25 protein-coding genes and 1 pseudogene are annotated in these 26,069 nt (G+C 67.8%); 9 read left to right on the plus strand and 17 right to left on the minus strand.

Annotated features, from left to right (window positions below; all coding sequences use genetic code 11):
• The 4 genes and pseudogenes from Q8814_RS04955 to Q8814_RS04970 form a co-directional block, all read right to left on the minus strand.
• On the minus strand, window positions 1-311 hold a 311-nt coding region (locus Q8814_RS04955), incomplete at its 3' end, for an ATP-binding cassette domain-containing protein (protein ID WP_330150907.1).
• Between the two features lie 143 nt (window positions 312-454).
• Window positions 455-1,774, minus strand: a complete 1,320-nt coding sequence (locus Q8814_RS04960; protein ID WP_330150908.1) for an MFS transporter — start codon at window positions 1,772-1,774, stop codon at window positions 455-457.
• A 135-nt stretch (window positions 1,775-1,909) separates the two neighbouring features.
• Window positions 1,910-2,906 (minus strand): annotated as a pseudogene (locus tag Q8814_RS04965) (S1C family serine protease).
• A complete protein-coding gene (locus tag Q8814_RS04970) occupies window positions 2,903-4,012 on the minus strand; it encodes an NAD(P)-binding domain-containing protein (protein ID WP_330150910.1) in 1,110 nt (369 codons plus the stop codon). Before Q8814_RS04970 ends, Q8814_RS04965 begins: the two are co-directional and overlap by 4 nt.
• Before the next feature lie 165 nt (window positions 4,013-4,177).
• Between Q8814_RS04970 and Q8814_RS04975 the strand changes: the two genes are divergently transcribed.
• Complete coding sequence (locus Q8814_RS04975; protein WP_330150911.1) at window positions 4,178-5,068, plus strand: SPFH domain-containing protein; 891 nt, start codon at window positions 4,178-4,180, stop codon at window positions 5,066-5,068.
• 13 nt (window positions 5,069-5,081) lie between these two features.
• The gene (locus Q8814_RS04980) at window positions 5,082-5,282 is read left to right on the plus strand and encodes a hypothetical protein (RefSeq protein ID WP_330150912.1); all 201 of its coding nucleotides are present in this window, start codon (window positions 5,082-5,084) and stop codon (window positions 5,280-5,282) included.
• A 23-nt stretch (window positions 5,283-5,305) separates the two neighbouring features.
• Here Q8814_RS04980 and Q8814_RS04985 read toward each other — a convergent pair whose 3' ends face one another.
• Window positions 5,306-5,815, minus strand: coding sequence for a flavodoxin domain-containing protein (locus Q8814_RS04985; RefSeq protein WP_330150913.1), 510 nt, complete (start codon window positions 5,813-5,815; stop codon window positions 5,306-5,308).
• A 48-nt stretch (window positions 5,816-5,863) separates the two neighbouring features.
• A complete protein-coding gene (locus Q8814_RS04990) occupies window positions 5,864-6,883 on the minus strand; it encodes an Acg family FMN-binding oxidoreductase (RefSeq protein WP_330150914.1) in 1,020 nt (339 codons plus the stop codon).
• Window positions 6,884-7,072: 189 nt separating this feature from the next.
• On the opposite strand from Q8814_RS04990, the gene Q8814_RS04995 reads away from it, so the two are divergent.
• The 5 genes from Q8814_RS04995 (at window position 7,073) to Q8814_RS05015 (ending at window position 12,192) form a co-directional block, all read left to right on the plus strand.
• Window positions 7,073-7,804, plus strand: a complete 732-nt coding sequence (locus tag Q8814_RS04995) for an enoyl-CoA hydratase (protein WP_330150915.1) — start codon at window positions 7,073-7,075, stop codon at window positions 7,802-7,804.
• Between the two features lie 13 nt (window positions 7,805-7,817).
• Window positions 7,818-8,966: an MBL fold metallo-hydrolase gene (locus Q8814_RS05000; protein ID WP_408015836.1), complete on the plus strand. Its 1,149-nt coding sequence runs from the start codon at window positions 7,818-7,820 to the stop codon at window positions 8,964-8,966.
• Window positions 8,967-9,009: 43 nt separating this feature from the next.
• Window positions 9,010-11,487, plus strand: coding sequence for an HAD-IC family P-type ATPase (locus tag Q8814_RS05005; RefSeq protein ID WP_330150916.1), 2,478 nt, complete (start codon window positions 9,010-9,012; stop codon window positions 11,485-11,487).
• 84 nt (window positions 11,488-11,571) lie between these two features.
• Window positions 11,572-11,856, plus strand: coding sequence for an antitoxin (locus tag Q8814_RS05010; RefSeq protein ID WP_330150917.1), 285 nt, complete (start codon window positions 11,572-11,574; stop codon window positions 11,854-11,856).
• 156 nt (window positions 11,857-12,012) lie between these two features.
• A complete protein-coding gene (locus Q8814_RS05015) occupies window positions 12,013-12,192 on the plus strand; it encodes an antitoxin (protein WP_408015837.1) in 180 nt (59 codons plus the stop codon).
• A 39-nt stretch (window positions 12,193-12,231) separates the two neighbouring features.
• Here Q8814_RS05015 and Q8814_RS05020 read toward each other — a convergent pair whose 3' ends face one another.
• Window positions 12,232-13,749 (minus strand): HNH endonuclease signature motif containing protein, encoded by a 1,518-nt coding sequence (locus Q8814_RS05020; RefSeq protein WP_330150919.1) that lies wholly within the window; start codon window positions 13,747-13,749, stop codon window positions 12,232-12,234.
• 244 nt (window positions 13,750-13,993) lie between these two features.
• On the opposite strand from Q8814_RS05020, the gene Q8814_RS05025 reads away from it, so the two are divergent.
• Complete coding sequence (locus Q8814_RS05025; RefSeq protein ID WP_330150920.1) at window positions 13,994-15,034, plus strand: TIGR03617 family F420-dependent LLM class oxidoreductase; 1,041 nt, start codon at window positions 13,994-13,996, stop codon at window positions 15,032-15,034.
• A gap of 84 nt (window positions 15,035-15,118) precedes the next feature.
• Here Q8814_RS05025 and Q8814_RS05030 read toward each other — a convergent pair whose 3' ends face one another.
• From Q8814_RS05030 to Q8814_RS05050, 5 genes are read right to left on the minus strand one after another with little or no spacing between them, the layout of a single operon-like run.
• Window positions 15,119-16,297, minus strand: coding sequence for a lipid-transfer protein (locus tag Q8814_RS05030; protein ID WP_330150921.1), 1,179 nt, complete (start codon window positions 16,295-16,297; stop codon window positions 15,119-15,121).
• Window positions 16,297-16,752, minus strand: coding sequence for a MaoC family dehydratase (locus Q8814_RS05035; RefSeq protein ID WP_330150922.1), 456 nt, complete (start codon window positions 16,750-16,752; stop codon window positions 16,297-16,299). The genes Q8814_RS05030 and Q8814_RS05035 overlap by 1 nt, the downstream gene beginning before the upstream one ends.
• A complete protein-coding gene (locus tag Q8814_RS05040) occupies window positions 16,749-17,861 on the minus strand; it encodes an acyl-CoA dehydrogenase family protein (protein WP_330150923.1) in 1,113 nt (370 codons plus the stop codon). The genes Q8814_RS05035 and Q8814_RS05040 overlap by 4 nt, the downstream gene beginning before the upstream one ends.
• Window positions 17,861-18,799: a bifunctional MaoC family dehydratase N-terminal/OB-fold nucleic acid binding domain-containing protein gene (locus Q8814_RS05045; protein WP_330150924.1), complete on the minus strand. Its 939-nt coding sequence runs from the start codon at window positions 18,797-18,799 to the stop codon at window positions 17,861-17,863. The genes Q8814_RS05040 and Q8814_RS05045 overlap by 1 nt, the downstream gene beginning before the upstream one ends.
• Window positions 18,796-19,962: an acyl-CoA dehydrogenase family protein gene (locus tag Q8814_RS05050; protein ID WP_330150925.1), complete on the minus strand. Its 1,167-nt coding sequence runs from the start codon at window positions 19,960-19,962 to the stop codon at window positions 18,796-18,798. The genes Q8814_RS05045 and Q8814_RS05050 overlap by 4 nt, the downstream gene beginning before the upstream one ends.
• Before the next feature lie 185 nt (window positions 19,963-20,147).
• On the opposite strand from Q8814_RS05050, the gene Q8814_RS05055 reads away from it, so the two are divergent.
• Entirely contained in the window at window positions 20,148-20,588 is a 441-nt protein-coding gene (locus tag Q8814_RS05055) for a nuclear transport factor 2 family protein (RefSeq protein ID WP_330150926.1), read from the plus strand.
• A gap of 28 nt (window positions 20,589-20,616) precedes the next feature.
• Here the strand turns inward: Q8814_RS05055 and Q8814_RS05060 are convergent, their stop codons facing one another.
• The 5 genes from Q8814_RS05060 to Q8814_RS05080 form a co-directional block, all read right to left on the minus strand.
• Window positions 20,617-21,498: an LLM class F420-dependent oxidoreductase gene (locus Q8814_RS05060; RefSeq protein WP_330150927.1), complete on the minus strand. Its 882-nt coding sequence runs from the start codon at window positions 21,496-21,498 to the stop codon at window positions 20,617-20,619.
• Between the two features lie 64 nt (window positions 21,499-21,562).
• Window positions 21,563-22,405: an SDR family oxidoreductase gene (locus Q8814_RS05065; protein ID WP_330150928.1), complete on the minus strand. Its 843-nt coding sequence runs from the start codon at window positions 22,403-22,405 to the stop codon at window positions 21,563-21,565.
• Window positions 22,398-24,071, minus strand: a complete 1,674-nt coding sequence (locus Q8814_RS05070) for an AMP-binding protein (RefSeq protein ID WP_330150929.1) — start codon at window positions 24,069-24,071, stop codon at window positions 22,398-22,400. The genes Q8814_RS05065 and Q8814_RS05070 overlap by 8 nt, the downstream gene beginning before the upstream one ends.
• Before the next feature lie 196 nt (window positions 24,072-24,267).
• Window positions 24,268-25,182, minus strand: a complete 915-nt coding sequence (locus tag Q8814_RS05075; protein ID WP_330150930.1) for an NAD-dependent epimerase/dehydratase family protein — start codon at window positions 25,180-25,182, stop codon at window positions 24,268-24,270.
• A gap of 58 nt (window positions 25,183-25,240) precedes the next feature.
• On the minus strand, window positions 25,241-26,056 hold the full coding sequence (locus Q8814_RS05080) for an SDR family NAD(P)-dependent oxidoreductase (RefSeq protein WP_330150931.1): 816 nt from the start codon (window positions 26,054-26,056) through the stop codon (window positions 25,241-25,243).
• Window positions 26,057-26,069 lie beyond the last annotated feature (13 nt).

Consider the following 26,069-nt stretch of genomic DNA (forward strand, 5'->3'; position numbering starts at 1 on the left):
TTCATGGTGTGCTCGGCCGCGGTGACCCCGGTGCGGCGGCCCAGGAAACCGAGGATCGTCTCCCCGGCGACGCGTTCGGGTTCCTGCGCGAGGTAACCCACCGTCGCGTCGGGCGGGCTCAGGCTGACGGTGCCGGTGACATCGGCGCTGCCCACGCCGGCCAGGGTCGTGAGGAGCGTCGACTTACCGGCGCCGTTCGCACCCACCAAACCGATGACGTCGCCCGGGGCGACGGTCAGATCGAGGCACTCGAACAGGGTGCGTTCGCCGCGGGACGCGGACAGGCCGCTGATACGTAGTGTTGCGCTCACCTCACGATTATCGCTGTCGTGACGACGTCGCCCTCCGGCCCGGGTCCGTACAGGTCAGGAGGTAGCTGTGAGCGCACCGATTCCCAGCCCTGTATCCACCACCATCCGGATGCCACGCGGATACCCCGGCCACCCGGCGGCCACTACGTCGGCACCTGTTCCACGGTGACGTCGAGGGGATGCTCGAGTTCGTCCCGCGGCATCCGCGCCGCGACGATCGCGGCGGCGGCCAGCACGATCGGGAGTGTCCCGGCAAGCAGGAACGCGGGAGCGAGCCCGACGGCCAGCGCAACCGGTCCTGCGATCGCCATCGACACCGGCATGAACACCAGCGACACGAAGAAGTCCAGGCTCGACACCCGTCCCAGCAGGTGCGGCGGGACACGGCGCTGCAGCAGCGTCCCCCAGATGACGGTGGGTGCCGAGAACAGCGCACCGACGACGAACACGGCTCCCGCCATCACCGCTATCGATCCGGTGACGCCCACGATCGCCAGGGGTGCACACCCGACACCCCACATCAGGATCATCACCGTCAGGTACCGCCTCGGCAGGCGCCGGGAAGCCATCGCCAGCGAACCGACCGCACCTCCCACCCCGAAGGCGGCGAGGACGACAGCGTGATCGGTGGGACCGCCACCGGGGATCTGCTTGATCGCGAAGGGAATCAGAACCTCGATGGGTCCCATCAGAAGGAGCACCGTCATCGATCCGAACAGCAGAGTGGTCAGCAACCACGGTGTGCGCACCATGTACCGGAAGCCCTCGGCAACATCGACTACGGCCGCATGCAACGGGTGACGGCTCTCGACCGTCAGGTCGCGCCGGACCGGGGTGGGTCGCAACGCGAGCAGGCACAGCACCGCTCCCGCTTCGAGCACGGCGACGAGTCCGAGTGCCACGCCGGGGGACCATACGGCGACCACCGCGCCCGCCAGAGCCGGTCCGGCGGCCTGCATGCACATCGGCCGCAGCACGCCTTCGATACCGTTCGCGGCCAGCAGATCCCGCGGCGGCACAATGGACGGAAGCAGCGCGCTGTACGCGGGGTAGTGGAATCCGTTCGCCAGACCCACGGCGCATCCCACGAGCGCGAGATGCCAGAACGCGACGTGCCCGGTCACCGCCAGCAGCGCGGCGAAGGCCACCAGCGCGGCCCGGGCGCCGAACACCACGAGCAGGATGCTGCGCTGCGGAATCCGATCGGCGAGTACGCCCCCCGCCAGGCTCGTGAGCACGATCCCGACCGCCGGACCGGCCGCGACGAGCGACAGTTGTGCCGGACCGCCGCCGATTTCGATGACCTGCCACACGAGCGCGACGAGCCACACCCCGGCGGCGAGCAGCCCGAGGGTCAGCGACCCGGCGAGCAGGCGGTACTGCGCGAACCGGAACGGACGGATCGGTCCGCGCACCCAGCCACGCCGGGCCTCGGACCGTGCGGTCGCGGTGTCGTTCTGCATGATCTCTCCGGTGTCGGTGTCGCCCTGCTGTCATCCGATTGCGATCATCCGACCTCGAGCGGACTCGAGGTCAAGTGTCACGACGGCGAACCGAACCGGCAACCGATTTTCTTCGCGGCGGACTCCGGGCCCGGGTCACCGCGCGGGGCCGGCGCCGAGTGTGACGTCGGCGCCGTGCGACCGGCCGATCCCGTCCCGCCATTCGACGTACACCGTGTCGCCGGGACGCCGGTGCAGCAGCAGCCGTTCCAGCTCGGTGGTCGACTTCACCGGTTGCCGATCGAAAGCGACTACCACGTCACCGATTTCGAGCCCGGCATCGTATGCCGGCGTCCCGTACGACACCCACAGCACCTCCACGCCGCTCTCTACCGCGCCGGAGTCCGCGCCGGACCGGGAGGTGGTGACGCTGACGCCGAGCTGCGGGGTGGGACCGACATGGACCGTGCCGTCACTCACGCCCGTCTCGACCTGTGCGAGCACAGCGAGTGCGTCGACGATCGGTACCGCGTAGGCCTCGGGGCGGCGATCGGCGGCCTGGACGTCTCGGTCGACGGTACCGGCGGTGTTCACTCCCACCACGAGGCCGAACTCGTCGACGAGCGGTCCGCCCGAATCACCCGGCCGGATCGCCGCGTCGGTCTCGAGCATGCCGCTCAGCCGGTCGCGCGAACCGTCGGTGGAGTCGCGCACCACCACATTGCGGTTCACCGCGACAACGGTTCCGGGCGCCGAGACCACCGCGCCCCCACCGTCGGCGTTTCCGAATGCCGTCACCCGAGTGCCCACCGGGGGCGCGGATTCGGCGAGCACTGCGACGGGGAGCTCGCTCGCCGACCCGAGTTGCAGCACCGCGATGTCGCGGGTGCACTGTTCCGTCGGGGGACAGGACGATCCCCGTGCCCGCGACGCCGGTCCACCCGTGCCTGGCATCGATGGTGACGACCACCGGCACCGCCCGGACGGCGAGTTCCTCGGGGGAGAGTGCGGGCGGCGGAGGTGCCACCACGGGTACGACCGGTGGCAGTGCGGAGATGCCGACGGTGACGTCGACGGTGGCAGGGGCCGATACCAGCACGCTCGCGGCCGTGGCGAGCGCAACCAGTAGCAACGATCCGCTGCGCCCCCTCACCTCGAATTTGCCTCCGCGGACAGATAATCGATGATTTCGCGGGCCGCCGCTCGGCCGGCGCGGTTGGCGCCGATCGTGGAGGCGGACGGGCCGTACCCCACGAGGTGGATACGCGGATCGCCCTCCACCTGGGTCGCGAGTCGGCCGGTCAGCGTGATGCCGCCGCCGGCGTTGCGCAGCTCGAGCGGTGCCAGGTGGTCGAGCGAACTGCGGAACCCTGTGCACCACAAGATGACGTCGACGTCGAGGATGGATCCGTCGGCCCACTGCACGCCGGTCTCGGTGATCTCGCTGAACATGGGTAACCGGCGCATCACCCCGCGGTCGCGTGCCGCGCGGATCGCGGGCGTGATCGGCAGTCCGGTCACCGAGGTCACCGAGCCGGGCGGCAGGCCCTGCCGCACCCGCTCTTCGACCTGCGCTACCGCCGAACGTCCGAGTTCCGGCGTGAATTCCTCTTCGCGCCAAGCAGGTTCGCGTCGGGTGACCCAGGTGGTCGCGGTGACCTGTGAGATCTCGTCGAGGAGTTGCACCGCGGAGATGCCACCGCCGACGACGAGGACATGTTGCCCCGCCAGTTCGCCGGCGTTGCGATAGTCTTTCGTGTGCATCTGCCTGCCGCGGAAGCGCACGGTTCCCGGATACCACGGTACGAAGGGGTGCTCCCATGTTCCGGTCGCGTTGATGAGTCCACGTGCCGCGTACACGCCGGCGTCGGATTCGACCCGAAGGTGATCGCCGCGGTCGCATACCACGCTGACCTGTACCGGCCGGTGCACCGGCAACTCGAACCTCTTCTCGTAGTCGGCGTAGTACTCGGGCACGGCCGCTGCCGCGGGCACCTCTCCCGAGGTGGAGCCCACCACCTCCGCGAGCGACGAGCCGGGCAGGTCGTGGATACCGTTGACGGTGCTCAATGTCAGTGAGGGCCACCGGTGCTGCCACGCCCCGCCGGGGCCGAAAGACCGGTCCAGCACCACGAATCCGGCTTCGGGGCGCAGTCCGAATTTGCGCAGGTAGTAGGCGGCGGACAGCCCTGCCTGGCCCGCGCCGATCACCACCACGTCGACGGGCGTCGCGGCGGCGGCTGTGCCGAACCTCGCCATCGTGTACCTCCCGTCGGGCCGATGTAACTCATGATGCCCTGTGGCGGCGGGATGTACGTCGCGAACGGTGTCACGGCTCGCTCCACGGGCGGCAGCCTCAAAAATGTGATATCACTTTAATATCGTATTGGTATCCGACAAGGGTCGGAACCCGGGAGGGGAGTCGTGAACACACCTGAATCGACCACCAGCAGCGAGCGGCCGGGCCGTTCGTTCAACGGATGGGCTGTCCTCGGCGCGGGACTCGTCGTCGAGGTCGCAGCGATTGCGCTGATCGTGTGGGGTGCGCTCGAAATCAACGTGCCGCTGATCGTCGTCGGGGCGGTGGTGTCCGTCATCGCCGCTGTCGGTCTGGCCGGCCTGGTTCTGGTGGAGCCCAACGAAGCCCGCGTGCTGCAACTGCTCGGAGGTTCGTACTCCGGCACCCTCCGCGAACCCGGTCTCCGGTGGATGAACCCGCTCAACTCGCGCCGCAAGATCACCACCCGTATCCGTAACCACGAGACGGGCCGGGCCAAGGTCAACGACGCCGACGGCAATCCCATCGAGATCTCCGCGATCATCGTGTGGCAGGTCGAGGACACCGCCCGTGCGGTGTTCGACGTCGACGACTTCGAAGAGTTCGTGTCCGTGCAGACCGAAGCGGCCGTCCGCCACATTGCCGGCAGTTACCCGTACGACGGCGCTCCGACGGTGATGTCGCTGCGGCAGAACGCCGACGAGATCACCACGAAGCTGTCGGAGGAGGTCCACGATCGAGTGCGGTCGGCCGGGGTGCGGGTGATCGAGACGCGGCTCAACCAGCTGGCCTACGCGCCGGAGATCGCCCAGGCGATGCTGCGGCGTCAGCAGGCCGGCGCCGTCATCGCGGCCCGCGAGCAGATCGTCCAGGGCGCCGTGTCCATGGTCGGCACCGCACTGGAGCGGCTCGAGGCCGAGCACACCGTCGAACTCGACGAGGAACGCAAAGCCGTGATGGTCTCGAATCTCCTGGTCGTCCTGTGTGGCGATCAGAGCGCCCAGCCCGTCCTCAATACGGGCTCGCTCTACCAGTAGGGAACCGATCGGCATGGCCGAACGTAAGAAGGTGCTGCTGCGGCTCGACCCGGCGGTCCACGACGCGCTCGCGCGGTGGGCCGCCGACGAGCTGCGCAGCACGAACGCACAGATCGAGTTCGTGCTGCGGCGCGCGCTGACAGAGGCCGGACGGATGCCGCGGGATGCGGGCCGGATCCGCGGCCCCGGCCGCCCCCGCGTCGACGACGAGTGAGTCGAGGGTCCGGCGCCGGTCCCTCATCGGATCGACGAAGCCCAGCTGTCGATGTCCTGCCAATCCCTGGCGTCGCCGTATTTTCCACCCATCAACCTGAAGACGATTTTCCCCTTGCCGGGCCAGTCTCCCGGAGCGATCGCACCCGCGAAGAAGCGATGGCCCCGCATATCGGCGACGGTCCGCAATATCTCGACCGCTTCGGGCTCGGGAGTCACTTTCCTCAGGAGGCGTGCGATCGCGGGAGATACGATCGCGCTGCTCGCGCCGATCGAGGACACGGAGAAGGTCCACACGGCTTTGCCCGCGAGCCGGGTGCGGCACCGCTCGATCGCCGACACCGCCTCCGGGAGCCACTGCCCGTTGTGGACAGCGCTTCCGATGATCACCGCGTCGTAGGCGCTCGGATCCACGAACTCGTCGACCGGCATCGACTCGACCGTGTCGCCGGAGTTCTTCCGCTGTGCGGCAATGCGTTCGGCGACGCCCCGGGTGGATCCGTGTGCGGTGGCATATGCGACGAGAGTTTTCAAGCGACAACTCCTGTTCGGTCAGCGCTCCGGGATGCCGGGGCGAGGATTTCAGGGCAGGCGCGATTTTCCGGGCGTGCGCGGGTCCACCGACAGCACTGCATCTGTCGGAAGGCGAGGTGTGGCCTGCGGTCTGCCTTCGGACTCCACCTTGCCGATCCGGATCAGCGCCTGCGGGTAGCCCTCCTCGGGCAGCAGGTGGGCGATCATGTTCCGGCTGCTCTTCAGTTCGGTGACGTGTGTGAGCGGGCACGTCGCCAGCCCTTCGACCGTGGCAGCGAGTAGAAGCGCGGACAGCGTTTCGCCGGCGGCCAGCCAATCCGGCCGCTCGTCGGTGTCGGTGCTGATCACCAGAACCGTCGACCGATCGGCGTCCGGCATCGGTGTATCGGCGGCGCCCTTGCTCCCCGCCGGGAAGAGCCGGCCGACATCGACCCGGCGGCGCAGGTCCGCCGGGATCAGGGCTTCGCGTGGAATTCCGGAAGTCGTGGTGGAATGACCTGTCCACCAATGTAATTCATCTTGATATGCGGTGTCGTATCGACGCGACGCCGCGGAGAGTTCGGTTGCCGCTGCGAGAACGGCGCGCCCGTCCTGGGGAACCGTCGTCACCTGCACGTGGGGAGGCGCGACCGCGGCGGCCACGACGCGCTCGATTTCCGCCGCGGGACCGAAGGGACGACGGTCGGAGTAGCGGCGCCTGATCGACGAGAGCAGATCGAAATCGTGCGATGCGGGTCGTGCGTCGCGCCCGAAACCGATCGTCGCGAGAGTCTCCGAATGCAGTCCCTCCGGCAACCGGTCGATCCGCGTGGACCATTTGAGAGCGGTGAAGGCCACGCGGAGATGGTCGAGGGCGGCGCCGCAACTGATCACCAGTTGCCGGCCCGACGGATCCATCATGGGCAGGACCCGGCTGCGGTCGCCGGAGAGCTCGAGCCGGCCGTTGGTGTAGTGCCAGCGCCACGGCTGGCTGTTGTGCACGGACGGCGCCCGGCACGCAAGTGTCACGGCCACCCGCACGGACTCGATGTCGGGATTGCGTGGTGTGCCCATGATCGGTGTGCTCATGATCGCTCCCGGGAGTGGTTCTCGGCCGCCTCGGTGGAGATAGTGATCCGTCCCTCTCATTGTTCGCCGAGTCGATACGCTGTGCCAGTGCCGATGGTCCCATGGGAGGATGGTTCGGGCGGTCCTCTTGCGCGTTCCCGCCGCAGCCGATGGGATGATTCGGCGCAGGGAACGACAGGGAAGGCATTCATGATCGGGATCAGCCGCGACGGGAACGTCGTCACATTGGAATTGCGCCGTGAGGAGCGACGGAACGCGCTCAACTCGCAACTGTGCGTGGAGATTCGTGAGGCGGTCGAGCAGGCCGTGGACGACGATGCGCGCGTAGTGGTGATCACCGGTCGCGGTACCACCTTCTGTGCCGGGGCGGACCTGTCGGGTGACGTGTATGCGGAGGGATTCCTCGACAATCTCGGCGAAATGCTCCTCGCCATCGAGTCCGCACCCCTCCCGGTGATCGCTGCCGTCAACGGCCCGGCGATCGGCGCCGGTACCCAGCTGGCACTTGCCTCGGACCTTCGCGTCGTGGCGCCCGAAGGTAGATTCGGCGTTCCCGCTGCGCGACTTGGGATCTCGGTAGACCGGTGGACCGTCCGCCGGCTTGCCTCGCTTGCCGGAGGCGGTCCTGCCCGAACGGTTCTGCTGGCGGCCGAAGCCATCGAGGCGGACGAAGCGCTGTCACGGGGACTGGCCAACCGGCTCGGCGATCTGGCCACCGCCCAGGAATGGGCGCACGAGATCGCGAAACTCGCACCGCTGTCGCTGTATGCCCACAAACTGTTCCTCAACGACGACGGCACCCGCGACGAACCCGATGCGGCGCAAACGTCTGCGCTCGCCGCGGCGTGGCTCAGTGAGGACGCGCAGGAGGCACGCGCAGCGCGCAGAGAACGCCGCGATCCCGTCTTCCGGGGACGATGAGAGTGACAGTGCGATGGGAGTGACAGAGCCGATGGGAGTGACAGGCCGAATCACCCGGATCACGTCGTCGGCGCTGGCGGGAGCCGGGGCGATGTGGGTCGCGCGGGCTGCGCAGGGACTGCCCACCTCGCTCGGTGCATCGGTGTCCGATATCCGCCCGTACGCGGCCGGGTCACCGCGATACCGCGACGGCCGGTTCCACAACACCGATCCGGCGCACGTGCTCGGACCGGAGAGCGGAGGCGGTCTTTTCAAGGAGATGCTCACGCGCGGCTCCCGCGGAACTCCCCGGGCCGAGGTGCCGTTGGCGCCACACATCGCACCCGTCGACGCCGCCGAACTCGCCGCGACCTGGTACGGGCATTCGAGCGTGCTCGTCGAGATCGACGGCTACCGAGTGCTCGCCGATCCCGTGTGGAGCGAGCGGGTGTCCCCGTCGCGGACGGTGGGCCCCGCGCGCATGCACCCGACACCGGCGGCGCTCGCGGCGCTTCCCCGCATCGATGCCGTCGTGATCTCACACGACCACTACGACCACCTCGATCGCGTCACCGTCGAAACCCTCGCCGCCCTGCAACCGCACGTGCGTTTCCTGGCGCCGATCGGCGTGGGTGCCCACCTGCGGAAGTGGCGGATCGCCGAGGACCGCATCGTCGAACTCGACTGGGATCAGCACACCGAGGTCGGAGCCCTGACCATCACCTGCACCGAGGCCCGGCACTTTTCCGGGCGGGGATTGCAGCGCAACCTCACATTGTGGTCGTCGTGGGTGATCACCGGTCCCACCCGCAACGTGTTCTTCGGTGGTGACAGCGGCTACACCCGGCGCTTCGCCGACCTGGGGGAGAAGTACGGGCCCTTCGACCTGACGCTGCTCCCGGTCGGGGCATACGACCAGCGCTGGCCGGACGTGCACATGAATCCCGAGGAAGCCGTGCGCACCCACCTCGACCTCGGCGGTGTCGAACGCCGCGACAGCCTGCTCGTCCCGGTTCACTGGGGCACCTTCAACCTCGCGTTCCACGCATGGTCCGAACCCATCGCCCGGCTCCTTCCCGCCGCGCAGCACGAGGATGTGACGACCGCGGTTCCCATGCCCGGACAGCGCATCGACGTACTGCGGCCCCCTGCTCTGCAGCCATGGTGGGTACCGCTCGGCTGACGCACCGAACATCCGACGCGGCACTGGCTTAACCTTGTCTCCCATGGCAGTCGAAGAGCCCACCACGGTGGTCGAGACCGTGCCCGGGTTCGTACCCGATCCCGGCTATATCGCAAACGGTTTGTCCACCGATCAGGTGGCCGAACGTGTCGCGCGCGGCGAGACCAACGACGTGCCCGACCGTGCCTCGCGGTCGATCCGAGACATCGTCCGAGCTAACGTGTTCACCAGGATCAATGCGATTCTCAGTGTGCTGCTGCTCATCGTGCTGGCGACCGGCTCGATCGTCGACGGCATCTTCGGCCTGCTGATCATCGCGAACAGCGGGATCGGCATCATCCAGGAGGTCCGCGCCAAACGGACCCTCGACAAACTCGCGATCGTCGGCCAGGCGAAACCGGTGGTGCGCCGCGACGGTACCGGTGCCGAACTGTCACCGAAGAATGTGGTGCTCGACGACATCATCGAACTCGGTCCGGGCGACCAGCTCGTCGTCGACGGCATCGTCCTGGAGTCCGAGGCCCTCGAACTCGACGAATCCCTTCTGACCGGTGAAGCCGATCCGGTCGACAAGTCGCCGGGCACAGCGGTGATGTCGGGGAGCTTCGTGTCGGCAGGCGCCGGGTCCTATCGGGCGACGAAGGTCGGCCGGGACGCGTACGCGGCCCGCCTCGCAGAGGAGGCCAGCAAGTTCACGCTCGTGCATTCGGAACTCAACGCCGGCATCAACAAGATCCTCAGGTTCATCACGTATCTGATGATTCCGGCGGGGCTGCTCATCATCTACAACCAGCTGTTCTCGAGTGGCCAGGCCCTCGGTCCGGCACTGAGCGGCATGGTCGCGGCGCTCGTTCCGATGGTCCCCGAAGGACTCGTGCTGATGACGTCGATCGCGTTCGCGGTCGGTGTGATCCGGCTCGGCCGGCGGCAGTGCCTCGTGCAGGAGCTTCCGGCAATCGAGGGGCTGGCCCGCGTCGACGTGGTCTGCGCCGACAAGACCGGCACGCTCACCGAGAACGGCATGCGATTGGCCGAGCTCGAACTTGTCGGCACCGGGGACGGAGAGCCCGAGCGCGCGGCGCTGGCGACGATGGCCGCCGACGATCCCCGACCGAACGCGAGTGTCGCGGCGATTGCCGAGGCGTTCCCCGGCGTGCCCGGCTGGGGCGAGCCGACCGCGATCGCGCCGTTCTCGTCGGCGAAGAAGTGGAGTGGGCAGTCCTACGGCGAGCACGGCAACTGGTTGCTCGGCGCGCCCGATGTGCTCCTGGATCCGAACTCGGCTACGGCCCGGCGCGCCGAGGAGATCGGTGCCCGCGGCCTGCGGATACTCCTGCTCGCGCGCAGCGACCGCCCCGTCGACGACGCGCTGGCCCCGGGCGTCGTCACACCCGAAGCGCTGGTCGTGCTCGAGCAGCGCATCCGTCCCGACGCGAAACCCACGCTCGAATACTTCGCGAGCCAGAAGGTCGACGTCAAGGTCATTTCCGGGGACAACGCGGTGTCGGTAGGGGCGGTCGCGTCGTCGCTGGGGCTGCCGCGCGGCGACGCGCCGATCGATGCCCGCACATTGCCCGAGGACCTGTCGCAACTCGCCGAGGTGGTCGAATCGTCGACGACGTTCGGCCGGGTGCGTCCCGACCAGAAACGCACGATGGTCGGGGCGCTGCAGTCGCGCGGGCACACGGTGGCGATGACCGGGGACGGCGTCAACGACGTGCTCGCACTCAAGGATGCCGACATCGGTGTCGCTATGGGGTCGGGCAGCCCCGCAACACGATCGGTCGCGCAAATCGTGCTGCTGAACAACACGTTCGCGACTCTTCCGTATGTGGTTGCGGAGGGGCGACGGGTGATCGGCAACATCGAGCGGGTCTCGAACCTGTTTCTCACCAAGACCGTCTACTCGGTGCTGCTCGCATTTCTCGTCGGGATCTCGGGGGTGCTGTCCCAGTTCTTCGACTTCGAGCCGCTGCCCTACCCCTTCCTGCCGCGGCACGTGACGATCGCCGCATGGTTCACCATCGGCATTCCCGCCTTTCTCCTGTCGTTGGCGCCCAACAACGAGCGTGCCCGATCGGGCTTCGTGTCGCGGGTGATGCGTCTGTCGATTCCGTCGGGTGTGATCATCGGTGTCGCCACATTTGTCTGCTACGTGCTGGTCTACGGCGGACCGGATCAGACCGAGGCGCAGAAGGTACAGGCCGGAACATCGGCTCTCATCACGCTCATCATGATCGCGCTTTGGGTGCTGGCGGTAGTGGCACGGCCGTACCAGTGGTGGAAGATCGCGCTGCTCGGCGGCTCGGTGCTGGGGTACGTAATTCTGTTCTCGCTGCCCTTCACCCGCGAGTTCTTCGCGCTCGACCCATCGAATGTCGCGTACTCGACGATCGCGCTGACCTGCGGAGCGATCGGGGTGGTGCTTGTAGAGATCTCATGGTGGGTGACGGGCAGACTGCACGGCGAACACCGCCGGCTCTTCGCTGCTCCGGAAGATCTGCTTCCGGGCGAGCACTGACGGACGTTCGACGCAGGTTTCTATCGGCGGCGCTCCGGGCATCCTGTCGACCGGACCACTCCACTCGAACGGAAGGAGCGGGAGATGGGCTTCATGGATTCGGTGAAGGGCCTCGTTCAAAAGGGTAAGGACTACGCCTCGAAGAATCCCGACAAGGCGAGCGGTGCCATCGACAAGGCCGGCAACGCGGTCGACCAGCGGACGGGCGGCAAGTATTCCCAGCATGTCGACAAAGCTCAGGACGCCGCGCGCCGTCACCTCGGCACCACGCACAATCCGGCACCGGGCGCGCAGCCCGGACCCGGCGGCGCGCCGGGACCGGAAACGAACCCGGGACCCGAGGCTCAGCCCGGTCCACGGACTCCGTGACGCCTGGTAACTCGTAACGCTGGGCACTCTGTAACTCCAGACCCAGAACGCCACGCACCCCGGCAACCCGCCGCGGTGCGTGGCGTCGCGCGTCCATGTTGCTGTGGCAAACTTCGTTCGCTCGATACACGAACGAAAGGACACACAGTGGGCTTCATGGATCAGGTCAAAGGTCTCGTCGACAAGGGCAAGGAACTCGCCGCGGAACATCCGGACCAGGTGAACCAGGCGATCGACAAGGTCGGCGACGTGGCCGACCAGAAGACCGGCGGAAAGTTCTCGGACAAGGTCGATACCGCTCAGGACGCCGCGAAGAACGCGCTCGGCACCAACTGAGTCTTTCTCTCGAGCGCCCGATTTCGGACGCCCGAATGTTCAGGGCACCGGGCGACCGGTGAGCAGCGCGGAGAGCGCCTGGGTTGCCGAGGGGTGTCCCTCGGTCGGTGTGGTGTAGCAGATCCGCCGATGGATCCGGTGTCGCTTCGGCCGGTGTTGCTGTGCTGCCGCGGCGGCTCCGGTGAGCAGCTCGTGCGGGTGGTGCCGGTGGTTGCGGCGCCGGGTGCGGGTCGGGTCGAGCAGGTGCGGCGCGGTCCACCGGGGCCGGCCGCCGTGCGGGTCGGCGGTGGTGGTCCATCCCGCGTCGGTGCCGGTGATGCGGGCGTGGTCGGCGTCGCACACCAGCGCGAGGTTGTCGAGGTCGGTGGCGCCGCCGTCGCGCCACTCACGTAGGTGGTGCACCGCGCAGTGCGCGGCGGGCACGTCGCAGCCCGGTCGGGTGCAGCCGCGCTGCCACGCGGTGAGCAGCAGCCGCTGGTCCCGGCTTGCGAGGCGTTTGCCGCGACCGAGGTGCAGCGGCACACCGGTGTGATCGAACAGTGCGAGCAGCGGATGGATCTTCTCGGCCATCGCCAGGGCATCCGCCACCGGCACGACCCCGCCGGTGGCGGTGGTCGCGACACCGGTGCCGGTTTCGAGTTGCTCGAGGGTCATGGTCACGATCACCGTCACCGGCAGACCACGGTGCTGCCCGAGCGCACCCGACGACAGGGCCAGGGTGCAGAGCGCGTCGAATGCATCGTGCAGACGCTGGTCGGGTGCATGTAGATCCCGCTTCGCGGCCTGCTCGATCGCCATCGGGTCCAACTCGGGCCGATCGATGCTGCCGCGCGGTGAGTCGGGGTCGTCGGGATTGTTCATGCCCGGCCTCGCCCATTTGGCCAGGATCGCCTCGAGTTTCGCGCGGGTGGCCGGGTGCAGATCCCCGCGCAACGACGACATCAGATCCGCCCCCTGCGGTCCCACCCGCAGTGATCGGCGCGCCTTTCGATCCCGCTCGTCCGGGAGCGCCCCGTCCGGATCCAACCGCGCCAGCAACGCGATCCCTGCGGTGGTGATGTCTTCGGGGGTCGACGACCGCGCGAGGATGCCCAGAATTTCGTCGATCTGCTCGCGCGCGTCGGAGTCGAACCGGCCCGGGATCTTCTCGACGACTTTGCGCACCGCCTCCCCGTGCGCGGCCGACGCCCGCCCGTCGGCGAGGGCGCGGGCGGTGACCGGCAGGATCGGGTCGAGCCTCGCGCCGCTGGGCACGATCCGCGGCGCGAGCACCCGGGCGGCGTGCACCCGCCGGGTCGCCTCACCCCGCGACAGGCGCAGCAGATCGATCAGATACTTCTGCGGAGTGGACAGTGTCACCGCCTCGTGCAGGCCCCGCTCCTGCACCTGGGCCACGACACGGGCATCGAGGCCGTCCAACCGGCGCCGCACCGTCTCGGCGGTCTGCAGCACCCGCGTGATCTGCTCGTCGGACAGCGCGGTGAGATCGAGGGCGCAGAATGCGTCGGTGGCCGCGACGATGCCGTCGACCTGCTCGAACCCCCCAGTCGAACTCATATTCGAATGATAGTCGGAATCGAACGTATGTGCGGTAAAATGGAGATCTTCGTAGCCTTACCCCCTCAGCCGGTACAGCCCGAGATGTCCAGGGCGCGAACGCGAGCGACAACTACCTCGCGGTATCGTCCGAGGAGTTCGGTGACGATCTCATCACCCTCATGTCCGCTCCCGCGTGTTCTTCCCCGCGTGTTCGGCGGTGGACGTCCCGACACACCAATCCGTCGAGGATCGAGGACGTCTCGTGGAACTGATCGCTTCCCTACCTGCCGACACACCGTTGAAAGATGTGGCTGGGCACGCGCGCCGCGCGGAGACACTCGGGTTCGACGTGCTGCACGTGCCGGAGACGATTCACGACCCGTTCGTGACGAGCGTGCTCGCTCTCGAGCACACCACGACGCTGGCCGTGCGCACCAGCATGGTGGTGGCCTTCCCTCGAAGTCCCATGGTCACCGCGTACGCCGCATGGGATCTGTCCCGGTACTCGAACGGGCGCTTCCAACTCGGCCTCGCCTCGCAGGTCAGGGGCAACATCGTGGGCCGCTATTCGACGGCGTGGACCGACCCGGTCGGTCGGCTCCGGGACTACATCGGATCGGTTCGCGCGATCTTCCGTGCCTTCCAGGAAGGCTCCGGCCTCCATCACGAAGGACCGCACTACCGATTCGACCGGCTCCAGCCGTATTTCGATCCCGGGCCGATCGATTGTGCGCCACCGAGCTTCTGGACCGGCGGTGTGAATCGCGGGATGTGTGAACTCGCCGGCGAGGTGTCGGACGGCTTCGTCTGCCACCCCGCAGCTTCGCACCCGCGGTACCTGGAGGCCCGGATTCGTCCTGCCCTCCAGGCCGGGGCGGCCGCAGCCGGGCGCACGGACAGCGGGCCCCGAATCGTGGTCAACGTTCGGCCACTGGTCGGCCGGACTCGCGATGAAGTGGATGCGTGCCGCGACGAGCGTCGCCGCGAACTCGCCTTCCTCTACAGCACACCCGCGTACCACCGCCAGCTCGAACTCCTGGACCTGCCCGATCTCGGACCGGAACTCACCGAAATGGTCGCGGCCGGAGAATGGTCCTCGCTGCCAAGTCTTCTCACGAACGACGTGCTCGACCGTCTCCTACCGGCGGGCACCTGGGACGAGCTTCCCGGCCTACTCGGCGAGTGGTACGCAAACCACTGCGACGGAATAAGTCTCGGCCTCTCCGGTGATCCCGCCGAAGACGGCAGGATGGAACGCTTCGTACACGAGGCGAAAACGATTCCGCCGCTCCACAGCCCGTAGACGAACATTCCCCGCGGCGACCCGGCCGATGCCGGGCGCCGCGGGGAATGCCGGGCGCCGCGGGGAATGCCGGGGTGGTTCGGGTCAGGCGGCGCCGAGAATCAGGCCGCTCGTGGGAACCGCGGTTCCCGCCGTGACGATGACGTTGTCGACACCCTCGGGCTGGTTGGTGGAGGTGCCGCGCAGCAGGCGGACGGCTTCGGCGATGCCGTTGACGCCGTGCAGATACGCCTCACCGACCTGGCCGCCGTGCGTGTTGCTCGGAAGCTTGCCGCCGATCTCCAGGTTGCCCTCGCGGATGAAGTCCTTGGCCTCGCCCGGGCGGCAGAAACCGAGTTCCTCGAGCTGCGGGAGCACCAGCGGAGTGAAGTGGTCGTAGAGGATCGCGGCGTTGATGTCGTCCGGCGTCAGGCCCGCCTGCGCGTAGAGCTGACGACCGACCAGCCCCATCTCCGGGATGCCGGAGATGTCGGGGCGGTAGTAGCTCGTCATCATGTGCTGGTCCTTGCCGCTGCCCTGTGCGGCGCCCTTGATGATCGCGGGCTTGTTGCGCAGGTCCTTGGCGCGCTCGGCCGAGACGATGACGAGGGCCTGGCCACCGTCGGTCTCCTGGCAGCAGTCGAGCAGGTGCAGCGGCTCGGCGATCCACCGGGAGTTCTGGTGGTCCTCGAGCGTGATGGGCTTGCCGTAGAACCATGCGGCGGGATTGTTGGCGGCGTGCTTACGCGCCACGACCGCAACCCGGCCGAAATCCTCACTCGTCGCGCCGTATTGGTGCATGTACCGCCGGGCGAACATCGCGACCCACTGGGCGGGTGTCGACAGGCCCTGCGGGGTCAGCCACGCGTAGGCCGCACGGTCCGCGGTGGAGTCCATCGGACGGTCGTGCTGCCCGGCACCGAAGCGCATCCCGGAGCGTTCGTTGAACGCACGGTAGACCACCACGACGTCGGCGATGCCGGTCGCCACGGCCATCGCGGCCTGCTGCACCGATGCGCACGCCGCACCGCCGCCGTAGCCGACCCGGGAGAAGAACTTCAGTTCCCCGAGCCCGCAATTGCGGGCGACGAGGATTTCACCGTTGGTCTCCATCGTGAAGGTCGTCAGACCGTCGACCTCGGACGGGTCGATGCCGGCGTCGGCGAGGGCCGCGGTCACGGCCTCACACGCGAGCTGCAGTTCCGAGCGGCCGGACTTCTTCGAGAACTCGGTGGCGCCGATGCCGACGATCGCGGCGGCGCCCGAGAGCGGGCTGACAGCCATCAGGCGTCCTTCCCTTCACTTGCGGCGGGGTACGCGACGGTGACGGTGCCGGAGAGATGGTTGCCGAGGCTGTTCGCGCCCTGCACCTTCACCTCGACGAGACCGTTCTCCTTGGAAACCACCTCGCCGGTCATCGTCATGGTGTCGCCCGGGTAGTTGGGGGCACCGAGGCGGATCTTCACGCGGCGCACCGACACGGCAGGCCCGGCCCAGTCCGTCACGAATCGTCCGGCCAGGCCGTTGCTGGTGAGGATGTTCATGAACACGTCCTCGGACCCGCGCTCCCGCGCCAGATCGGGATCGTGATGCACGTCCTGGAAGTCGCGTGTCGCGAGCGCGGTGGCCACGATCAGCGTGCGGGTCAACGGGATCGCCAGTTCGGGAAGCACCTCGCCGACCGCGATGTCGTCGTAGCTGCGCCCGTTCAGCGCAGGCGTGGTGGCGGTGGCGGTCATGCGACCACCTCGACACCGGCGGCGAGCTGTGCACCCAGGCGGGCGAGGTCGGACGCCGAGCCGCCGAGGGTTGCGCCGATCTGCTTGCCCCACAGTAGGTGCCGGTGTACGGGGTAGTCGGTGTCGACTCCCATGCCGCCGTGGACGTGCGTGGTGCGGTGGACGACGCGCTGGCCGCCGTCGGTGGCCCACCACTTCGCGACGAGCACCGACGTGCCCGGCTCCTGCCCTTCGGCGAGCAGCCACGCGGCCTGCCAGAGCGTCACACGCATCGCCTGGAGGTCGATGTAGCAGTCGGCCAGTTGGTGGTTGACCGCCTGGAACGTCGCGAGGGGGCGCCCGAACTGGTGTCGGCCGTTGAGGTAGGTGACGGCGTGTTGCACGGCGCCGTCTCCGACACCGAGCGCCATCGCGGCGAGCGCGAGTTCGACCCGGTCCAGCAGCCACTGCGCCGTGGTGCCGTCGGCGGGGCCGAGCAGCTCCGCGGGAGCGGACTCCAACGTGACGTTGCCGCAGATCTCCCAGTTGGTCGACTGCGTCTGCTCCACCGACACGCCGTCGGCGGCGAGGTCGACGAGGAACAGCGCTGCGCCGGTCGGTGTGGTCGCCGAGACGATCGCGCGGTCCGCGACGTGGGTGATCGGGACGACGGCCTTGGCTCCGGTCAGAGTCCACCGGCCACCGGCTTCGACGGCCGCGGTCTGCGGGTCGCCCGCGGCGTACGGGCCGAACTCTTCGAGTCCGATCGTCAGGAACCGGCTGCCGTCGGCGACGCCCGGGACCAGCGCGGTGCGCTGCTCGTCGGTGCCGAACTCGGCGATCGTGAGTGCGGCGAGCGTTGCCTGCCAGATCGGCACGGGTGCGACGTGGCGACCCTGCTGCTCGAGCAATACGTACAGCTCGGACAGGCCCAGTCCCCCGCCGCCGAGGTTCTCCGGCAGCGCGATGCCGAGCAGTCCCGTGGTCGCGAGTTCACGCCACAGGTCGCGGTCGATGCGCTCGTCGCTCAGCTCGACCTGCTTGATCCGATCGATGTCGGCCCTGCTGGTGAAAACCTCGTCGGCGAGAGTGCGGATCGCCTCTTGCTCTTCGCTGAAGTTGAAGTCCATCAGTGTTCCTCCCGTGCAGCCGGCCGGAACGCGGGCAGCGTCAGATCCGGGTCGGCATCGATCCAGTCCAGTTCCACCGGCATGTCGATCTCGACCTCGTCCGGCGTCACGCCGGTCATGTTCGCGACCAGTCGGGTGCCCTCTTCGAGTTCGATGGTCGCCACGACGAGCGGGTAGTCGAATCCGGGGATCCGAGGATGGTGGTTGACGACAAAGCTGTAGACGGTGCCGCGGCCCGAGGCTTCGACGGTGTCCCATTCGAGCGACCGGCACGCCCCGCACATGGGCCCGGTGGGATGACGCAGCGTGCCGCAGGTGCTGCACCGCTGGATCACGAGTCGATGTTCCTTGGCAGCTTCGAACCAGAAGGCGTTGTCGGCGTTGAGCGCCGGACGCGGACGCAGGCCCTTCGGCTTCTCCGCAGGCTTGGGGGCGAAACGCAGCGTGCGCCACCGTTGGGTCGCGACGACCTCGTCGTCACCGTTGCGGTACGTCTTCAGAGTCGTGACGAAGTGCCCGACGCCGAGGCCGGTCTTCTTCTCTTCCGAGATCGACTCGATCACCTCGGTGAGCGACACCCGGTCGCCCGGACGCAGCTCCACGAAGAACTCGAAATCCGAGTCGGTGGCGACGACCGACGTGAAACCCTCACCGTCGAGCGTCGCGATCAGGTCCGTCCACACCTGCGACGGATCGTTGTTCGCCATCTTGTCGGTGAAGGTGCGCATGGTCCACACCTGCGCCATCAACGCGGGGGCCACTGCGCCGTCGCGCCCGGTGGCACGGGCGGCCTCGTCGTCGAGGTAGACGGGATTGGTGTCCCCCATCGTCTCGACCCAGTGCCGGATCATCGGGATGTTGACCTCGTCCGGTCCCCACGTGGTGGGAGTCAGCGTCCGGCCTTCGAATGCCTTCAGTTCGGTGAGGAATGCGCTCACTTGACCCTCTTCTCACGCACGAGACCCAGGCCCATCGTGCCGACCATGTCGCGCAGCACCTCGTTGACACCGCCACCGAACGTGTTGACCATTCCCTGGCGGGAGATCTGCTCGATCTGGCCTGCCAGCAGCGCGCCCGGCGACTCGGGACGAATCCGGCCGGAGGCGCCGAGGATCGCGAGCAGCGTGCGGTAGACGTCGATGTGGGTCTCGGTGCCGTACGCCTTGGTGGCGCCGGCATCCGCCCCGGACAGCGTGTCCGCGGCGACAGCCGCCGTCATCTTCCAGTTCAGCAGACGCATCGCCTCGAGCTTCGCGTGCGTACGGGCGAATTCCTGTTGCACCCATGGGATTTCGATTGCGCCGTTGTCCTTGGCCCAATCCAGAACCTGATGCCACAGGCCGTACGTGCGGCCGCCGATCGCGGCGAGGCCGACGCGCTCGTGGTTGAGCTGGGCTGCGATCAGCTGCCAGCCGCCGTTGACGTCACCGATGACGTTTTCCTGCGGAACCCGGATGCCGCTGTAGTACGTCGAGGTCACCATCAGGCCACCGACGGTATTGATCGGGGACCACGAGAAGCCGGGATCGTCGGTGGGCACGACCAGGATGGAGATGCCCTTGTGCTTGGGCGCCTCGGGGTCGGTGCGGCACGCGAGCCAGACGTAGTCGGCGGTGTTGGCGCCGGAGGTGAAGATCTTGTTGCCGTCGACCACCCACTCATCGCCATCGGCAACCGCGCGGGTCTTGAGCGACGCGAGGTCGGTACCGGCCTCGGGTTCGGTGTAGCCGATCGCGAAGACGATGTCGCCCGCGAGTATGCCCGGCAGGTAGCGTTCCTTCTGCTCCTGCGTGCCGTACTTCATCAGCGTCGGACCGACCGTGTTCACGGTGACGAACGGGAACGGGAGACCCGCGCGCTGCACCTCGTCGAAGAACACGAACTGCTCTTCGATGGAGCGGCCCTGACCGCCGTACTCCTCGGGCCATCCGATGCCGAGCCAGCCGTCCTGGCCGAGAAGCTTGACGACCTCACGGAAGTGCTCGCCGCCCACGCCCTGCTCGCCCGCTCTGCGGCGCTTCTCCTCCGGCAGCAGGCTCGCGAAGTACGCGCGCAGTTCCCTTCGCAGCTCCAGCTGCGCCGGCGACTCCCTCAACTCCATCGTTGCTCTCCCATTCGTCGCTATACGCGAATTCGGACGCTACGGACCGATTCGCATCCAGGCTTGTCCGGTCTCGCTGAGCGGTAGTTTTCGCGCTACGACCCTGTCGCGCGAATGAAATGCCGGATTCCGCTCAGCGGGCTTTCGTGGTCGACGGCAGTCCTGCCGACCGCATACTCGTGGCCATGAATGATCCTTCCGACCTTGCGGCCCGGTACGCGGTCGCGGTGGACTTACGAGACCCTGCTGCCTTGGCCGCCCTGTTCACGGCCGATGCCGAATTCGTGCAGCCACCCGCCGTGACCCGCGGAACCGAGAAGGTGGTCACGGTCGGTGGGGACGCGATCGTCACGGTCGTGCTGGGCGGCACCGCGCACCTGCACGCGACGCATCACGCCGTGCACCAGCAGGTGATCGATATCGACGGTGACGGTGACACTGCCGGCGGGTGGGTGTACTGCCTTGCCCATCACCTGTACCGGAGCCGCGACGGGATGCGCGACAACGCGATCACCATCCGCTACCGCGACGGCTACCGGCGTGTGGACGGCAGCTGGCTGATCGCACGCCGGGAACTGATCGTCGACTTCATCGAGGACAGCGCCGTCACGGTGCCTGGCGCCTGACCACGCGAGTGCCGCCGGTTCGACGGAGCTAGACCAGAGACATACGTTCCGAGCACGCCGCCATCTCGTCGAGGACGGCCTCGAAGGTGGTGGCGTGTCGGGACGCGGACAGCAGAATCCGGTCCGAACCGAGCGAGCGCGCCCATTCGACCTTCGACTCGTCCATCTTCGGCAGGATGTGACCCAGTACCAGTGCCACGTCGGACGGGTCGCGGTCGGCATCCGATGCCGCGGACCGCATCGTCGCGATCGCCCCGGCCAGATCCTCACCGCCGAGTCCGAGGGGCTGGAACCCGTCGCCGAGTCGCCCGGCCCGCCGCGCGGCGGCCTTGCTATGACCACCGATGTAGAGCGGAACTCCGCTTTCGCGGAACGGTTTCGGGAACGAGTACGCACCGGCGAAGGAGTTGAACTCGCCATCGAAGTCGACGCCGTCGGACCCTCCGGCCCACAACGCGCGCATCACGGCGATCGCCTCGTCGGTCGCCTTGCCGCGACGGGTGAAGTCACCGCCGCAGGCCTCGATCTCCTCGCGCATCCAGCCGACGCCGAGGCAGATGCGAGCACGGCCACCGGACAGCGAATCGAGGGTGGCGAGCCGCTTGGCCAGCACAACCGGATTGTGATTGGGCGCCACCAGGACTCCGGTGGACAACCCGAGACGGGTGGTGGCTCCGGCCACGAACGACAGCAGCTCGAGCGGATCCGGCAGCGGGCAGTCGTCGGGCAGATGCGACTTTCCGGTCGGCGAGTACGGGTACTCGCTCGCGGTATTCGCGATCACCACCGCGTGCTCGACAGCGGAGATCTCATCGAACCCGAGGGATTCTGCGGCCTGTGCGAACTCCAGGACCGACTTCGGATCGCCGGCCGTACCCAGTTCGACCGGCATAACCACACCGAGCTTCACACGCCACCCGCTTCCTGTCGTCCCGCAGCCCGTTGTTCCACAGCCTGTTGTTCCGCAGCGCGGATCACGCTGTGATTGCCTCTACCAGTTTCGGGGCCCACACGACTTTGCCGAGGAACCGGTCGGCTCCCGGATCGGTCGCCAGCCAGACCGCGGCGTCCGCGGGAACCGTCGCGGGCACGGCGTCGAATCCCTGGCCGACGATCTTGTCGGTGCCGCCGCGGGCCGCACCCGACTCGGTGACCACGAACCCGGGGCTGAGGTTGAACGCCCGCAATCCCCGCGGCCGATACTCCGCGTTGACCGCGCCTGCGAGCCTGCTGAACGCCGCCTTCGATGCCGCGTACGACAGTCCCCAGCCGCCCTCACCGGGCGCGGCGGGCGGGTCCGTCGTCGCCGAACCCGACACCATGTTGATGAGAACCCCGGCGCCTCGCTCGACCATCGTGGGCGCCACCCGCTGGATCAGCGCGAGCTGATGCAGGTAGTTGCCACGCAACATCGCGGTGGCGTCGTCGAGGTCGATGTCGAGCACCCGGTCCATGTTGCCGGCGGTCTGCGCGTAGGCATTGTTGACGAGAACATCGACCCGGCCCCAGGTTTCGAGTACCTGATCCGCTGCGGACAGCACCGAGGCCGCGTCGAGCAGGTCCATCGGGACGGGCAAGGCCTCGACACCGAGCGCTCGGACCTCCCCGGCAGTGGTCTCCAGGCTGCCCGGCACGGGAATCGGCTCACCGTGGGTGCGCGGCGCCACGCGTCCGTCACCCTCCCGCACTGTCCTGGCGGTGAGGGCGACGTCGAATCCGCTTCGCGCGAATGCGAGCGCGATCTCCCGGCCGATGCCTCGGCTCGCACCGGTCACGAGGGCGACCGGGCGACCACTGGGCAGTCCCGTGTCAGACATCGAGGAACCGCTGCCGGCCCGACGCCACGAACTGCGCCTCGAGCTCACGCTTGTCCTCGTCGGACATCAGGACGTACTCCGGCGCGCCGCGTCCCTCCCAGCGGTACACCGGCTCGTCGCACCGCCACAGCTGGGCCTGCAGTTCCCGCTTGAGCACCTTGTTCGATCCCGTGACCGGGAGGTTGGTCGACACCCGAACGAAGCGCGGTGCGGACTTGGTACCCAGATCGCCCTGGACGGCGAGGAAACCCGCGAACTCCTCGGGATCGAAATCGGTCAGGTCGGATACCTCGATCGCGGCCATCACCTGATCGCCCGAGCGCGGGTCCGGCACGGCGTACACCCCGGTGGCGATGACCTTCGGGTGCCGGCGCACGATCCGCTCGATCATCAGGGCAGAGGTGTTTTCACCGTCGACGCGGATCCAGTCGCCCTTGCGGCCCGCGAAGTAGATGAACCCGTCCTCGTCGATGTAGCCGAGGTCGCCGGTCCAGTACCAGCCGTGCTTGATCCGGTCGGCGATGGCCTGTTCGTTCTTGTAGTACCCCTCGAACCGCTTCGCGCCACCCTTGTCGATCATCTCGCCGATGGCCTCGTCCGGGTTCAGGACGCGGCCGTGCTCGTCGAGCTTCGCTCGCGCGCACTCGACCAGGGTGTCCGGGTCGACGACGGCGATCTCGTCATGGGCGGGCCGACCGAGCGCCCCCGCGGGAGCCTCGGGATCGAGCTTCACCGAACCGGCGCCCTCCGAGGAGCCGTAGCCCTCGAACAATTCGGCGCCGAAGCGGCGGACGAATTCGGCCTTGTCCTCCGGAGACGCTTCGGTGCCGAATCCGCGGACCAGGGAGTTGTCGATGTCGCCCGGCTGCTCGGGCGTCGCCATCAGGTACGACAGCGCCTTTCCGACGTACGTGAAGAACGTCGCGCCGAAGAACTTCACGTCCGGCAGGAATCCGGACGCGGAGAACTTGCGTGCCTCCGGCAGGCAGACGGTGGCGCCGTTCGCCAGCGCGGGTGCCCACAGCGCCATGAGCGCATTGCCGTGGAACAGCGGCATGCAGCAGTAGTCGACGTCTTCGCGGACGTGCCCGTACTTCACCGTATTCGCGTACGCCAGCCGGGCGAGCCGTCCCTGGCTGCAGCGCACCGCCTTCGACATACCGGTGGTACCGGAGGTGAACAGCAGGAGGAACAGCGAGGAGTCGTCGATCGCCGGGTCCATGGCGGGCTCGGCGACAGCGTGCTCGGCGACCCGGTCCGCGTAGGACGGATCGTCGACGAGCACGAACCGATCCTCGGCCAGACCGAGGTCGAGTCCCCGCAACTTCTCCATGCCCTCCGCATCGGTGACGATGAGCTGGCAGTCCACGTATCGGAGCTCGGCCTCGAGTTCGGCGCCGCGACGCGTCGGGTTGATACCGACGATCGTCGCCCCGTTCAGTGCGGCACCACCGAGCCAGAACAGGAACTCGGGAACATTTTCGAGCAGCACGCCGATGTGGAACGGGCCGTCCTGCCGCAGCGAGGTGGCCAGCGCCCCGCGCGCGGCACTTTCACGGACCGTTTCGTCCCATGTCCAGTCCCTGTCCCGGGTCCGGGTGCCGGGGTGCACATCCCCGAGCCGGTCGAGCAACATCTCGGCGATCGTGGCGCGTTCCAACTTCACTCCTGAGTTCGAATTCCGTAACCGCGGCGGTCACAACGCATCCACCTGCGGGATCTCGGGATGCAGACCCGGCACCCGGCGAGTGTCACCGTTGATACGGCATGCGCACTGGCTGCGCAAAAGGGTTGTGCCGCACACTAACCAGGACGCCCGATACACACGGGGCGAGTCCCGGTCAGTGGAAGAACCCGCGTCTTCAGCGACTGGCCGCCAGCACCACGTCGACGAGTGCCCGGACCGCCCGGTCACAGTCCTGACGGTCGTATCCCAGGAGCCGCACCTGCTCGGCGACAGGCTCGTACGCCAGCGTGTTGCCACGCCCCTGGACGATAGCGGCGTCCGACAACAGCGGGTGCTGTTCGTCCCGCGCCTCGATGACGCGCGTACCACCTGCGGCGTCGACCATCATCTGGAAGAACTCCTTGTACTGCAGGTTCTGATCGCCGACCATGTAGGCCGTCCCGGATTCGGCGTTCTGCAGGGCGCCACGGATCGCCTGGGCAAGTGACTGGGCGGACATGTAGTTGGTGCCGCCGGTCGGGGCGAAGTCCCGAATGGAGGGTTCGTTCCCGGCAGCCCACGAGACCATCTTCCGGTAGCGGCGGGCAGATGCGCCGGGCACGGCACCGATGATCGACGGCGGGTTGAGCGTGCAGACGTTGAACGACTCGTCGGCCAGTGCGCGGGCGCCCTCGTCCGCGGCCTTCCGGGCTGCGATATACGCGTTGCCGGCCGCGAGCTCCGGACGCAGCTGGTGGTAGTAGCTTCCGACCTGCACGAAGCGGCCCACACCGGCCTGCTTGGCGAGCTCGGCGAATCGGGGCACGCCGACGATCTGCGTCTTCTCCCAGAATGCCTGATCCTCGTCGCCGGGCTTCTTGTGTCGCGGGTCCTGTCCGGCGGCGAAGACGATGCCGTCGAAGCGCGACAGCTCCTCGCGAGTGAAGGACGGAACTGTGTAATCGCCTGCCAGAACAGGGAAGTCGGCGACCGGCGAATCCTCCGGCATCTCGCCGCGAGCGGCCACGGTGACGTCGTCGCCCTGCTCGCGCAGGAGCAGTGCGGCGTGAGCGCCGATCATGCCGGTACCGCCGATGATCAAGACCTTCATAACTGTGCGCCCTTCGTTATGTCGTGGATCGGTATGTGGCAGATCTGTATGTCGCAGATCAGGGATTGCGGGGACGGTTGGTCCAGCCGCCGGTGCGGCGAGGTACCCAGCCGCCCGAAGAGTGGGTGCCGCCGTCGACGTGGATGGTGCCGCCGGTGACGAATCGGGACAGGTCGGACGCCAGGAACAGCGCTGCACCTGCCACGTCCTCCGGTTGTCCGGGACCTCCGAGCGGCGACCAGTTCGGCCACAGCGGCAGGTCTTCCTCGGGGACGAGCGTCGCGTAGGGCACCTGGACCGACTCGATGAGGTCCGGGGCGATGGCGTTCACTCGTATGCCGGACGGGCCGACCTCCGCGGCCAGCGATCGCGTGAACTGGGTCAGCGCCGCTTTGTATGCGGAATAGACGGTGTGGCCGGGAATCGCGCGGTGCGCTTCGACCGTCGTGAGGTTGATGATCGAACCGGTGCGGCGCTCGGCCATGCCCGGCACGAGCGTCTGCGTCAGCCGCAGGACGTGCGCGAAGTTGATCTCGTGCAACTCGTCCCACAGGGACGGCGCGTTGGTCTCGAACGTGTGCGGAGGCTGCACGTAGTGTCCGACGTTGTTGACCAGGATGTCCGGCCGGTGCTCGACGAGGTCGGACGGGCACGCCGTCTCGCGCACATCCCATTCGATCGATGTGATCGAGCCGCCTGCGGTCGCGTCGAATTCGAGAGCGCCGATCGTTTCGTTGTCCGCGACAAGGACGTCGGCGCCGTGCACGGCGAATGCACGCGCTACGGCGGCACCGATACCCTGAGCCCCGCCGGTGACCACCGCGCGGCGGCCGGTGAGCATCGCGCCGGGGGCGGAAGCAAATAGATCTGGCATGTACGCAGTACAC

It is taken from the genome of Rhodococcus chondri (assembly GCF_036327435.1).
Lineage (GTDB): Bacteria > Actinomycetota > Actinomycetes > Mycobacteriales > Mycobacteriaceae > Rhodococcus > Rhodococcus chondri.

Bases quoted from the DNA above. Each gene is read 5' to 3' on its own strand.
- Q8814_RS04960 (WP_330150908.1), bottom strand. From the start codon at position 1,774: ATGCAGAACGACACCGCGACCGCACGGTCCGAGGCCCGGCGTGGCTGG.
- Q8814_RS04970 (WP_330150910.1), bottom strand. From the start codon at position 4,012: ATGGCGAGGTTCGGCACAGCCGCCGCCGCGACGCCCGTCGACGTGGTG.
- Q8814_RS04980 (WP_330150912.1), top strand. From the start codon at position 5,082: ATGGCCGAACGTAAGAAGGTGCTGCTGCGGCTCGACCCGGCGGTCCAC.
- Q8814_RS04990 (WP_330150914.1), bottom strand. From the start codon at position 6,883: ATGAGCACACCGATCATGGGCACACCACGCAATCCCGACATCGAGTCC.
- Q8814_RS04995 (WP_330150915.1), top strand. From the start codon at position 7,073: ATGATCGGGATCAGCCGCGACGGGAACGTCGTCACATTGGAATTGCGC.
- Q8814_RS05000 (WP_408015836.1), top strand. From the start codon at position 7,818: ATGGGAGTGACAGAGCCGATGGGAGTGACAGGCCGAATCACCCGGATC.
- Q8814_RS05005 (WP_330150916.1), top strand. From the start codon at position 9,010: ATGGCAGTCGAAGAGCCCACCACGGTGGTCGAGACCGTGCCCGGGTTC.
- Q8814_RS05010 (WP_330150917.1), top strand. From the start codon at position 11,572: ATGGGCTTCATGGATTCGGTGAAGGGCCTCGTTCAAAAGGGTAAGGAC.
- Q8814_RS05015 (WP_408015837.1), top strand. From the start codon at position 12,013: ATGGATCAGGTCAAAGGTCTCGTCGACAAGGGCAAGGAACTCGCCGCG.
- Q8814_RS05020 (WP_330150919.1), bottom strand. From the start codon at position 13,749: ATGAGTTCGACTGGGGGGTTCGAGCAGGTCGACGGCATCGTCGCGGCC.
- Q8814_RS05030 (WP_330150921.1), bottom strand. From the start codon at position 16,297: ATGGCTGTCAGCCCGCTCTCGGGCGCCGCCGCGATCGTCGGCATCGGC.
- Q8814_RS05035 (WP_330150922.1), bottom strand. From the start codon at position 16,752: ATGACCGCCACCGCCACCACGCCTGCGCTGAACGGGCGCAGCTACGAC.
- Q8814_RS05040 (WP_330150923.1), bottom strand. From the start codon at position 17,861: ATGGACTTCAACTTCAGCGAAGAGCAAGAGGCGATCCGCACTCTCGCC.
- Q8814_RS05050 (WP_330150925.1), bottom strand. From the start codon at position 19,962: ATGGAGTTGAGGGAGTCGCCGGCGCAGCTGGAGCTGCGAAGGGAACTG.
- Q8814_RS05055 (WP_330150926.1), top strand. From the start codon at position 20,148: ATGAATGATCCTTCCGACCTTGCGGCCCGGTACGCGGTCGCGGTGGAC.
- Q8814_RS05065 (WP_330150928.1), bottom strand. From the start codon at position 22,405: ATGTCTGACACGGGACTGCCCAGTGGTCGCCCGGTCGCCCTCGTGACC.
- Q8814_RS05075 (WP_330150930.1), bottom strand. From the start codon at position 25,182: ATGAAGGTCTTGATCATCGGCGGTACCGGCATGATCGGCGCTCACGCC.
- Q8814_RS05080 (WP_330150931.1), bottom strand. From the start codon at position 26,056: ATGCCAGATCTATTTGCTTCCGCCCCCGGCGCGATGCTCACCGGCCGC.